6 protein-coding genes are annotated in these 13,319 nt (G+C 41.9%); 5 read left to right on the top strand and 1 reads right to left on the bottom strand.

The features are described 5' to 3' along the window. The first annotated feature begins 36 nt into the window (after positions 1-36). Complete coding sequence (locus tag AAEY99_RS04830; protein ID WP_351009423.1) at positions 37-2,118, top strand: TonB-dependent receptor plug domain-containing protein; 2,082 nt, start codon at positions 37-39, stop codon at positions 2,116-2,118. A gap of 259 nt (positions 2,119-2,377) precedes the next feature. Further along, positions 2,378-4,846: an alpha/beta hydrolase family protein gene (locus AAEY99_RS04825; protein WP_351009421.1), complete on the top strand. Its 2,469-nt coding sequence runs from the start codon at positions 2,378-2,380 to the stop codon at positions 4,844-4,846. A 440-nt stretch (positions 4,847-5,286) separates the two neighbouring features. On the opposite strand, the gene AAEY99_RS04820 is transcribed toward AAEY99_RS04825, so the two are convergent. Beyond that, entirely contained in the window at positions 5,287-5,853 is a 567-nt protein-coding gene (locus AAEY99_RS04820; protein WP_101086460.1) for a TetR/AcrR family transcriptional regulator, read from the bottom strand. Positions 5,854-5,980: 127 nt separating this feature from the next. Between AAEY99_RS04820 and AAEY99_RS04815 the strand changes: the two genes are divergently transcribed. From AAEY99_RS04815 to AAEY99_RS04805, 3 genes are all read left to right on the top strand, one after another. Then, positions 5,981-6,625 (top strand): peroxiredoxin-like family protein, encoded by a 645-nt coding sequence (locus AAEY99_RS04815; RefSeq protein ID WP_351009419.1) that lies wholly within the window; start codon positions 5,981-5,983, stop codon positions 6,623-6,625. 11 nt (positions 6,626-6,636) lie between these two features. Beyond that, a complete protein-coding gene (locus AAEY99_RS04810) occupies positions 6,637-7,779 on the top strand; it encodes an L-dopachrome tautomerase-related protein (RefSeq protein ID WP_351009416.1) in 1,143 nt (380 codons plus the stop codon). Positions 7,780-8,428: 649 nt separating this feature from the next. Continuing rightward, positions 8,429-13,318, top strand: coding sequence for a PAS domain S-box protein (locus AAEY99_RS04805; protein WP_502959492.1), 4,890 nt, complete (start codon positions 8,429-8,431; stop codon positions 13,316-13,318). Position 13,319 lies beyond the last annotated feature (1 nt).

The raw sequence follows: 13,319 nt of genomic DNA, 5'->3' as shown, positions 1-13,319 counted from the left end.
TCATTTTTCGATAATGTGTTGTTAAAAGGAAGTTGTATGTTGAGTTATTCCGCGGCGTCATTAATTTTGTCGCTAGGTGTTATTGGGGTGAGTGAAGCCAGTGTGGCGGATGACTCGATAAATACGTCTGGGCAGAGTGCAAATTACAGTGAGAATGACAGTGAGAGCCACAGTGCAAATCCTCAACATTCTGAGCATGATGACCCAAAAGCGGATGTCGATGAACACGAGCATGAACACGAAGAAGAAATGGAAACCATTGTCATACAAGCTACTCGCTCTGGGCGAATTGCAGATGAACAACCTATTCGAGTCGAGGTGATTAACCGCGAAGAGATTGAAGAAAAAGCGGCGATGAGACCGGGTAATATTTCTATGCTGGTGGCTGAAACAGGCGGGGTAAGATTACAAACTACGTCTCCGGCGTTAGGCAGTGCCAATATTCGCCTGCAAGGCTTGTATGGTCGTTATACCCAATTACTGGCCGATGGTTTACCGCTGTACGGTAATCAAGCAGGGTCGATTGGTTTGTTGCAAGTGCCGCCGACAGATTTAAGTCGCGTTGAAATTATTAAAGGCTCGGCGTCATCACTTTATGGTGGGTCTGCACTCGGCGGGGTGATTAACCTTGTGTCTCGAACGCCTGGCGATGAACTCAGTGGTGAAGTGTTGGTTAATGCAACCACGCGCGATGGTCAGGATGTGACCACCTATTTTGAGTCGCCATTGAGCGAGAATGTAAAAGGCTCAGTGACGGCAGGAGCTCATTATCAAGACAAGCAAGATATTGATAATGACGGCTGGATCGATTTGGCAGGTTATGAGCGATACACAGTTCGTCCTCGATTATTTTGGGAAGGACAAGAAGGACAAACACTGTATGTGACTAGCGGATTTATGACCGAGCAGCGTACTGGCGGTACTTTAGGTGATAACACGGTCGCTGATGGTACTTCGTTTGAGCAATCGCAGGATTCCGATAGGCTTGATGGCGGCCTGGTGTTTAGTATGCCGTTATTAGAGTCATTGACGTTTAATACACGCGCATCGGCGATGGTACAAGATCATGTGCATGTTTATGGTGCCGATATAGAAGAAGACCAACACGAGAGTTATTTGCTTGAAAATAGCATTGCAGGTTATACCGATAACAGTGATTGGGTTATTGGTTTAGCGTATCAGTCTGAAATCTTTGCCTCTGACACGTACCCTGAGTTCGATTATTCTTATAAAGTGCCGGGTGCATTTGCTCAACTTGATTATGAGGTGACAGACCAAATCACCACCTCTTACAGTGCGCGCATTGATGATCACAGTGAATATGGTACTCAACTTAGCCCAAGAGTATCGGTGCTTTATCGCCCAAGTGACTTAACCATAAGAGGCTCTTATGGGGAGGGCTACTTTGCCCCTACGCCGTTTGTTGAAGAGATTGAGGCCGCAGGATTATCAAGATTAGCGCCGATTGACAACTTACAAGAAGAGCGCGCTAAAACGGCATCGCTTGATGTGAGTTATACCTTTGATGATGTGGAAACGAGTTTGACTTTGTTTGGCTCGAATGTGGATAACGTCACGGGTTTAGAGGCTTTCTCTGTCAATAACGATGGTTCCTTAGACGCTGTTAGGTTAGTTAATGCACCCGGCGAAAGTCAGATCCGTGGTTCTGAAGTGTTGCTGCGTTACTATTTAGGCGATGTTAAGTTGACCGCAAGTTACTTGTATTTAGACGCAACTGAAGCTTCACCCGACGGGGACGGCAGAAGAGCCATTGCCTTAACACCACGTCATTCTGGTGGTTTTGTTGCTATGTGGGAGCAACATGGCAACTTTAGAGCTGGTTTTGAAGCTTATTATACCGGCACCCAAAACGTTAACGATAACCCTTATATTGATGAAACTAACCCTTATTGGCATCTTGGTTTAATGGGCGAAATTACTGTTGGCAGAGTCAGTTGGTTTATTAACTTAGAAAACTTACTCGATGTAAAACAAACCGATGAACATCCAATGTTACTGCCTAATAGATCGCCTAGCGGCCAATGGACTACCGATATTTGGTCACGTAACGATGGCTTTATTGCTAACGCAGGTGTAAGAGTTAAATTTGGTCATTAATCGCGTTTTACTCGTGTAAGTTGACTCGTCACAAAAAAGATAAACCGTCAGTCTAATACTGGCGGTTTCTATTTCATTTCCATTTTCACTGTATTGCTTCTTTAATTCACTTCCTCTGGCTAATTCACATATCCTTGTTAATCAATGATCCGTATATATAAAGGCGACAATTATTGATACACAAAAAATATGCATTTATCGGTCAGTTTTGTCACACTTGCATAAAGAATCAATAAAAAAGCAACAATAAGGACAGGTAATGAAAACGTTTTCTCTGGTGTTAACCAGTTTAGCCATTGCAATATCGGGTATGGCACATGGGGCGGAAATTGACGCCAAGTACATTCAGCGAATCGGCCCAGTAAATCAAGTCTCAGCAGCGCCATTATCGAAAAGTGCTCATGCAGATGCGCTGCGTGCTAATTTGGTTGCTCAGCTTAGCCAGGCTAATCACGCCAATAAGGTGACGATATTTAATCAGCCACTGTCTTGGCAAGCTGCATCAACTAAGGTTGAAGGCGAGGGCTGGTTAGCCTATCAAGTGCCAATGTCGACAGATCGTTTTACCCAAGGTACATTAACCGTTAACGGGCTTGAAAATCCTCAAGTGTATTTGAATGGGCAACTGCTTAAATCTGCCGATAAAGTCGAACTTGAGCTGAAAAATGGTGACTATCACCTTGTGGTATTGGCTGATGGCCAGGCGCAAGATAGCGCATTTAGCCTTGATTGGCAGGGTAAAAGTGAAGTTGATAATATCGACTTTACTGCACAAAAAACACAGCGAGTATCTGCGGAGCAGTTATTTGATTCAAAAGTGATCAGTGGCTTAACCCTGTCACCTAATGGCAAGTATTTATTGCAATCGACCATTGAATACCAAGCTAGCCAAGGCGATACGCCGATTCAAGTGACCGAGTTACGTAAATTATCGGACAACAGCGTGATGTACCGCTGGCAAGATAATCGCCCAAGCAGTGCGGTTTGGTCAAGCGACTCTTCAAAACTCGTTTTTGTGGCTAACAAACAAATTCAATTATTCAATGTTGCTGATTTGAGCATTAACGTTGTCGCGACTGATATGGACAATGTGTCTGGTTTACAGTGGTTAGGTAACACTGTGTTATTTAGCTGGGAAAAACCTTTTAAAGCTGATGACAAAGCGACATCAAAACGTTTTCAAGCATTAGAAGACCGCTGGAGTTATTGGCGTAACAACAGTCAACTCTATCAAGTAGATGTTGCTTCGGGCTTTATTCGTCAACTTACAGACAACAACGTCAGCAGTTCTTTGCTAGACAGTAATGCAGATAAAGGCAAACTATTGTTAACGCGCTCGCCTGTTGATTATGCGCAGCCCGCCCATGGAATAACGCAGCTTGTTGAGCTGACGTTAGCTGATTTAAGCGAAACCATGATAGGTGAGTATCGCAGTTTTAATAGTGCACTATATGCTGATGACGGCATGTACATTACCGCTGGGCCGCGTTTTATGGACGGCACAGGAATACAAGATCCTAATATTGAAGTGAATGATTATGATGGTCAGTTATATTGGCGTGATGCTAAAGGCAATGTCAGTGCACTCAGTAAAGCGTTTGATCCTTCCATAGGCAGCATAACCAAGCTTGAAAATGATGATTTAATTGTGACGGTAACCGAAGGCGACCGTGCACCTTTGTATTTATTTGATAAAAGCAAAACACGCTTTAATCGAATAGACACTGGTGTGGATATGATAGACGGCTTTAGTGTTGCCATTGAACAATCTACGCCGACATTGGTATTTGCAGGTACCTCAGCCACTGCGCCGCAAAAAGCCTATAAAATGGCGGTTAATTCAAGCCGCAAACAGTTGCTGTTTGATAGTCAACAACTGAGCTATGCCAACACGCGTTTAGGTAAAATTGAAGATTTTGATTTTACCAATACCCATGGGCATAACATTGATGGCCGTGTTTATTTACCTGCCGACTTTGATGCCAGTAAAAAGTATCCCGCATTAGTGTATTACTATGGCGGCACCTCACCTGTAGGGCGTCATTTTACCGGGCGTTGGCCATTTAATTTATGGGCAGCCCAAGGTTATGTTGTGTATGTTGTGCAACCAAACGGTGCAACCGGATATGGCCAAGCTTTTAGTGGCCGTCATGTGAATGCCTGGGGCAAGTACAGCGCTGACGATATTATCGAGGGTACTAAAGCTTTCTTAAATGCGTACCCGTCGGTTGATGCTAAACGCGTGGGAAATATGGGCGCATCTTATGGTGGCTTTATGACTATGTATTTGGCGACAAAAACCGATATATTTGCGGCGTCAATGTCGCATGCGGGGATCAGTAATTTGTCGTCTTACTGGGGTCATGGCTGGTGGGGTTATGGTTATTCTGGCGTGGCCAGTCGTGGCAGTTTTCCGTGGAATAACCCAGAACTCTATGTAGAACAAAGTCCGCTATACCATGCAGATAAAATTACCACACCGTTATTGCTTATTCATGGTAACGCTGACACCAACGTACCAGTAGGTGAAAGCCATTATATGTACACCGCGCTTAAACTATTAGGCAAAGAAGTTGAGTTGGTTGAGTTTAACGATCAAGACCATCACATCAATAGCCGCCAAGCCCGCTTTGATTGGTGGAATACCACTATGGCATGGTTTGATATGAAGTTAAAAGATGAACCACAGTGGTGGAACAGTATCTACCCAGAGACAAAAGAACAGTAGTGACTTAACCTCAACTCGGGATAATAAGCGGTTATCAAACAGCTATTTGTCTCGCTAACTGTGTTGGATTGAATTGCAATAGGCTAGCTATTGATGCGTCTATGCGCCTTACTAGCAAAACAAACGACAAGTTTGATGTTAAATAGGCTGAATATTGTCATTTTGCCTTACATATCCCACCTCTTAACTCTAGTTGAGGTTATTTAAGGTCAAACAGCCTCGCTTTGCGAGGCTGTTTTTTTACGTTTGGGCAACGCGCGCAAAAGGATCTAATCAAAGTAATGTGGTCATTGGAACGTTTGACGTTGAGCGACCACTTACATAGGTAAACTGTTGCACCAAGATACCGTAGTTATCATTAATAACAATGTGGTTAAACTGTCTACATTCAGTCCCGTGATAGCAGGGGGAACTCTCAAAATACTGGGTAATGCACAGGCTTAACACTCTTCCTTTAACCATGGCAGTAGCGCGTTGATGGTGTTGGTTTGGGTTGCTGCTGATTCTGATTGATAGCCGTAGATGCGGATCCCAAATGTGACGGTCATCAGTTGAGCTGCATAGGCTTTAGCGGTTTCAGGCTCAAATAATTGGCTTAGGTAATGTTGATATACATGCTCAATCTCAGTTAATTGTGATGAGGCAAATTTGTATAGCTCGTTGCCTTGAGAGGCGAGTTCAAGTTGGGTTTTGATTAAGAAGCAGCCACAGTAATCACAAGACTTTGACTGCTCGACAATGTTGTCGAGGATCTGTCTAATACCTACTTTGACATCGTCAGCTTGTTGCATCAGTTGATGTATCGCCTCAATCGAAAAGGTGGCGTAGCGTGCTAAGGCTGCTTGGAATAAGCCTTCTTTGCTATCGAATTCATAATATAAGCTACCCGGTTTTAATCCGGTGGCTTTAGTGATTTGCTGAATGCTCGATGCGGCATAACCATTTTGCCAAAATAGGGTGATGACCTTATCTAATACGTCCGCTCGTTCAAAATTTTTCTTTGCCATGACATCGATCCTCAATCGTTACTGACGCTATAATACCACTACTTGAATGATTGTTCAAAAACTGCTTGCGTTGTTGACATGATTTGATTATCTTGAATGAAAATTCAAGATAATCTGAGAAGCCATTATGTCATTATCCACTCAACTGACTGAAAAACGAGATGCCTCTGCAGCCAACTTACCTGCAGAGGTATTGGCGATCATGTCGGATGCGACCTTAAATCTGAAGTTATCTGGCATTATTGATAATGCGCCTAAGGCAGGCGATAAACTGGCTGCGTTTTCGTTAACTAATGCATTGGGCGTTACCCGTCATTTAACCGATTTGTTAGCCAATGGACCGGTTGTGGTGACATTTTATCGTGGTAGTTGGTGTCCATATTGTAATTTAGCCTTGCGCGCCTATCAGCAACATCTTGCTGAATTTAAACAGTTAGGGGCAACACTGGTGGCTATTACGCCTGAGTTACCTGATATGTCACTTTCAACGGCAGAGAAAAATGAGCTTGAGTTTGATGTATTGTCAGATGTGAATGCCGAGTATGCTAAAGCGCTTGGACTGGTGTTTACGTTACCTGATTCAATTCGTGATCTTTATAATAAATTTGGTGTCGAAGTTGAGAAACATAATGGTGCTGAACAGTTTGATTTTCCACTTGCTGCGACATTCGTGGTAGCCAAAGATGGCACCATTGTGAAAGCATTTGTTGATGCTGATTATACTTACCGTCTTGATCCTGAAGATATCATTAGCTCATTAAAAGCGCTGTAGGGATCTGATTTATGATGTTTAAAAGCTTATTTGAATCTAAAACCGTGATGGCATCTAGAATGAACGTATTACCTAAAATAGTGTTGTTATCTAAAACGCGAGTGATTGCGTCTTTGGTTTTACTGAGTAGCCTATTAACCAGCACAGTGTTTGCCGCTGATTATTCGGTGTTTCGCGAGCTAGATAGCCAGCATCCTCCCGGTAATGTGGCCGTGTCGTCTACAGGGCGAGTGTTCATGAGTAATCATCACTTTTACGGTGTTGATTCTAGAATTGTGGAGCTTAAAAAAGATGGCTCTATCGTTGATTATCCCAATACAGAATTTAATCAAAATCTTAATCCTGTTTTGGGCGTGGTAATTGATGAACAGGGTATTTTATGGATGCTTGAAACTGCTTCCGCTGATGGTGTCGGGCGACTTATCGGTTGGGATACTCAACAAAACAGCCTATATAAAACAATATCTTTAACTGCGTCAGTATTGCCCAGTAATTCATTTTTAAATGATCTTGCGGTCGATAGAAAGCACGAAACGGTTTATATCACCGATCCTGCTGGTGGCAGTAATGCGGCATTAATTGTGGTTGATTTAACGAGTGGCACAACAAGACGAGTATTAGATGGCAGCGTTTATACCCGTCCCGAAGATGTTGATACGGTGATTAATGGTAATACTTTATCTATCGGTGGCCAACCTATCCGAATAGGGGTTGATTCTCTGACCGTAGATCCGAACAACGAGTGGGTTTATTTTGGTGCATTGAGTGGTGAGAAGCTATATCGGGTGCACACTCAATACCTACTGGATGCTAAATTATCGGCTAATATGTTACGCAGCAAAGTAGAGTTTTATGCCAATAAACCGATAAGTGACGGCATCACCATTGATAATGGCGGCAACATTTATGTTACTGACATAAGCCATAATGCTGTCGGTTATATCGACACAGATCGTCAATATCATATTTTGTATCAAGATGATGACAAGTTCAGTTGGTCTGACGGTTTTTCAACTACGGCCGATGGTAAGTTGTTAGTTACGGTGAATAAGTTACATCAGTCTCCAGCGGTCAATAACCAGCAAGACAAAAGTGATGGTCGCTATTATATCATTCAGTTCGACGCGTTAACCGAAACGACAGTTGGGCGTTAGAGCTGAGACGATGACAAGCGGGTTAGAGCTGAGATGATAACAAGCGGGTTAGAGCTGAGATGATAACGAGCGGGTTGGAGCTGAGATGATAAACGAGCGATGACAAGCGGGTTAGAGCTGGGATGATGACAAGCGGGTTAGAGCTGAGACGATGACGAGCGGGTTAGAGCTGAGATGATGACAAGCGGGTTAGAGCTGAGATGATAACGAGCGGGTTAGAGCTGGGATGATGACGAGCGATGACAAGCGGGTTGGAGCTGAGATGATGACAAGCGATGACAAGCGGGTTGGAGCTGGGAAGCGAGGCTGCCGATATCATGATTTATCCTTAATTAAATCATCTTTTTATATCGCTTTTCTTCGCCCGTCATCAGCCTTCTAGTCATTTATCTGTGATTATCGCCTTTTACCGCTTTTAATTGCTTTTACCGCTTTTAATTGCTTTTAATCGTTTGTTATCGCTTGCTACCGCTTGCTACCGCTTTTAATTGCTTTTAATCGTTTGTTATCGCTTGCTACCGCTCGTCATCGCTTTTACTACTGTTTATCGCCTTTAAATTGGGAAACACTATATTTTTCAGTGTCTAGCTTGTAAAAAACTATTTTGTCGTCCAAAGTTAATGCCTATGACACTTAACTAATGATAAAAATGACCAGACTATCTAGTTATAAAAATGCGCTTAAATTGGGTATTGGAGTATTTGCTTTTGGCTTAGTCATTAGTTTTGTTACTGCTTTAAGTGTTAAGAATCAAAATAACACCATCATTACTCAATCTCTCGAAACGGTATCTGAACAAGTTGCTAACAATATTATTGATCGGATCGTTTTGTATCAATATGGTTTACGAGGTGCTCGAGGTGCCGTTTCTACTATCGGTGAAGACAAAATAACCCGCGAAATTTTTAGAAAATATAGCTTAACGCGTGATATTGAGAGTGAATTCCCTGGCGCTCGTGGGTTTGGTTATATCCGACGTGTTCCTGTAGCCGATGAAGCTGATTTTGTTGCCAAAGCTAAACTTGATGATTGGCCAAATTACAGTGTACGTCAGCTTAACCCTCATGATGATGAACGGTATTTGATTGACTATATTGAACCCATTGAGCGTAATCTTGCCGCTGTCGGTTTGGATATTTCCTCTGAGCAAAACCGCAAAAATGCCGCACAACAAGCGTATTTAACTGGTGAAGTGCGCTTAACTGGGCCGATCACGTTAGTGCAAGCAACAGGTAATCCTTTACAAGCCTTTCTCATTTTAATGCCCATTTACCGTACTGGTTTTACCCCATCAACCGAAGCATTAAGGGAGCAACAAGCTTTTGGTTGGAGTTATGCACCGTTAGTTGCCAATGAAGTTTTTGATAAGATCAGTTTATCCCGTAAGACCACAAAATTATTGATCAATGATGTGACCGATGCTCAAAATAATGTCATGTTTTATGAAACCCACTTAGATGATGTAAATCCGTTATCGGATTATTCAGTTACATTAGATCGCGAAATATTTGGGCGTAAATGGCATGTATCGTTAGTGGCTTATCCCGAGTTTGTCAGTGGTTTACATTTAACCTCTTCTAATATTGTGTTCATTTATGGTGCGATTGTTAGTTTGTTATTGGGCGGGCTTATTGGTTTTTACGGCTACGCATTAGGTCGTAAGCGCCTAATTTTGGAAGATAATGAAAGACGTGCCAATATTTTAGAACATTCGCTTGATGCGATTATTAGTTTTGACTGTGATGGTGTTATTACCAGTTGGAATGATGGCGCAGTAACGATTTTTGGTTATGAAAAACATGAGGTTATTGGGCTCAAGAAAACAACGTTCATTGTTCCTAACGATGGATATGATGCAGAAGCTGAAAAGTTTAATCAGGTCCTTAGCGGTAAATCGTTATTAAATTTTGTTAGCCAACATAAACGAAAAGACAATGCACTACTGTCAACGTCGATGACCTCATTGGCTATTTATAATGAGTTTGGCAAAATAATCGGTGTCAGCCAGACTATTCGAGATATTACGGTACAGCTGAATGCTGAAAAGCAAATTTTAAATATTAATGCCAACCTTGAACGTAAAGTTACCGAGCGGACCCAGGCGTTACAGCAAGCACTGTCAGAAAATAAAACCTTACTGGATAATATTAACCAGCAGCTGCTTTATTCTGAAACGGATAAAGACGGCGTTATCTTAGGGGTAAATGATTATTTCTGTTTAGCATCTGGATTTACTCGCGAACAAATGATCGGTCAGAAGCATTCTATTTTAAAATCTAACCAGCATGATGATGCCTTTTGGGCCAATATGTGGCAAACCATTAATGCTGGTAAAACTTGGCATGATGAAGTGTGTAACCATGATAGTCAGGGTAATGTTATGTGGTTTGATACGGTTATTGCGCCAGTGATGGATGCGGACGATAACCTTGAACGCTGCTTTGCACTGCGAATTGATATTACTGAACGTAAGAATACTCAACTAGAAAAGAATAAGCTGGCTTCTTTACTCACTAACGTACTGGCAGCAGCAACGGAAATTGCGATTATCTCAACCGACAACGACGGTATTATTAATATTTTTAATCGTGGTGCCGAGTTATTACTTGGCTATCAAGCTGAAGAGATAGTGGGTAAGCAAAGCCCTGCAATATGGCATTTACCTTCAGAGGTTGAGCAACGCCATAAAGAGTTAATCAAAGAATTTGGCGAGGATATTACTGGTTTTGATGTGTTTGTGTATAAGCCAAGAACTCAAGGGCCTGAAACGCGCACTTGGACGTATATTCGTAAAGATTTATCTCAGTGCCAAGTGTCGTTGTCGGTATCCGCTATGCGCGATCAAAGTGGAGATATTGTAGGGTATTTGGGCGTAGCGGTTAATATTGATGTGATGCTTCAACAACAAGAAGAACTAGTATCAGCCAGTAACCAACTGTCTAAAGCGGCTGAGGTGGCTGAGTTAGGTATTTGGAATTTAGACTTAGAGACCGATGACTTACAGTGGAATAATCGTATGTTTGAAATGTATGATTCTCCATCAACACTTACGGAAGCTGATTTGAGTTATGAGTGTTGGAAAAAACTTGTTCATCCAGATGATCTTGCTATGGCTGAACAAACTTTGCAGCAAGCCATTTACTCAAATCTACCTTATGACCCGATATTCAGAATTATTACCCGCTCAAATAAAATTCGTTATATTCAGGCTGGGGCACATGTTAGCTACGATAAATCAGGTAAACCGGTGCGCGTGGTCGGAATTAACCGCGACATTACTGAGCAACGCGAGTTAGAGCAAACCTTGCGGTTAGCGAAACAAGCTTCAGATGCAGCCAGTGCAGCTAAATCTCAATTTTTAGCGAATATGAGTCATGAAATCCGTACTCCAATGAATGCTGTATTAGGCATGCTACAACTTATTCAACATTCTGATATGAGTCGTCAGCAAGCTGATTATGTTTCTAAGGCTGAAATAGCTGCGAAGTCATTATTAGGGCTGTTAAATGATATTTTAGACTTTTCTAAAATTGATGCTGGTAAGTTAGAACTTGATTTGCATCCGTTTCAACTGGAAACGTTAATGCGTGAGCTAGCGGTGATGCTAGCAACCAATGTACACAGTAAAAATTTAGAAGTTATTTTTGATTTAGATCCTGCCATTCCATACCTTATTGAAGGTGATGAACTTCGTTTGCGCCAAGTGTTGTTAAACCTTGCGGGTAATGCGATTAAATTTACCTCAGAAGGTCATGTTATTGTCAGTGTACACTGCAATGAATATATTGCTAACCAAGCGAATTTAACCATTTCGATTACCGATACGGGTATCGGAATCAGTCCTGAACAAGGGAGTAAAATTTTCCAAGGTTTTGTCCAAGCAGAGTCTTCAACGTCAAGACGATTCGGCGGTACAGGATTGGGATTAGCAATCACTAAACGTTTAGTTGAGTTAATGGGCGGTGAATTAACGTTATCGAGTCATGTTGGCAAGGGCAGTCGCTTTTGGTTTGATTTGACGTTTAATATTGTTGAAATAAAGAATAACGATTTAGATATCGACTTACAGGGTAAGAATATTCTGATTGTTGATGACAGTAAGATGAGCCGTAAAATTTTATCCAAAACCTTAATGGTCCATGGTGCTTATGTTAATGAGGCTCATAACGGCAAGCAGGCTATCAATCTTATTGATCAAAGCTTAAATGCCAGCAATCATTATGATGTGATTATTATGGATTGGCGCATGCCTGATAAGAATGGCTTAGAAACCGCCAATCATATTCAAGCGATGTTTCCGGCAGGTAAAGCTCCGGCCATTATTATGCTGACCGCGTATGGTGCAGAGGTGATGGAACAAACTAAACAATATCGCCAACAGCCTTTTGTGAGTATGTTGACCAAACCTGTGACGGCGAACTTGATGCTCGAGTCGGTTTACCGAGCCATTCATGGTTTAGAACAGCCAATACAATCTAGAAAAATAACTAATTTAGCATTAAAAGGTGCCAGGGTTCTGGTGGTTGAGGATAATCAGCTTAATCGCCAAGTTATTGATGAATTATTACGTCTACAAGGTGCGATTGTTACATTGGCTAAAGACGGTATAGAAGGTGTTGATTGGGTCACTAAGTCAAATAATCAATTTGATATTGTTATTATGGACATGCAAATGCCGGTAATGGATGGACTTGAAGCAACACGTATTATTCGTGCCGATGGCCGATTTAATGATGTACCTATTTTAGCGATGACGGCTAACGCATCGCTTGCCGATAAAACATTATGCCTAGACGCGGGGATGAATGATCATATCGGTAAACCGATAGACATGACACTTTTGTTACCTTGCATACTTAACCTGTTAGGCCAAGATAATAGTGCTTATTATCATTCAACTGTTAATAATCCGCCTGTTGCGTTACCTGAGGTGCGTAATGATGGCGACGATGATGCGATTATCGAAAATCCTGATTCTATTTTACGTCGTTTTGGTGGTGAACTTGCCTTTTTCATTGATGTGAAACATCATTTTGCATCAGAAATGTCAGAGCAATTATCATTACTTACGCAAGCGTTTGCACTCGAAGATGACAATGCTATCAGTAGTATTGCTCATACAATTAAAGGCACCTCGAGTAATATTGGTGCTAAGCGGCTGGCAGCTTTTGCTGCCACACTAGAGCACAATATAAAAAATGCTGTTAGTGTTGATTCAGATGCTTGTTTAAGCCAAATGCAAGGCCAGATAAATGATAGCCTGCATATGTTAGATACTCTATTTCCAGATGAAAGTGCTGTATTAACCACTCGCACACTTGATAATAGCGCTGTATTGCCGATACAAAGCATAGACGCGGATAAAACCGATCGATTAATGGCATTATTGGTTGATCAAAATTTAGATGCCATTGAGTACCTTGAGCGCCTGTTAAGCAACGTGGTGCCAGATAAACAGTGGTTAAGATTAAAAAACCAAGTGAGCCAACTTGAGTTCTTGGATGCTGTCGATACATTAAAATCGATAATTAAGGAGTGAT

Source organism: Shewanella sp. S1-58-MNA-CIBAN-0166, assembly GCF_040310085.1.
GTDB lineage: Bacteria > Pseudomonadota > Gammaproteobacteria > Enterobacterales > Shewanellaceae > Shewanella.
This window is presented reverse-complemented; position numbering and strand designations above follow the sequence as displayed.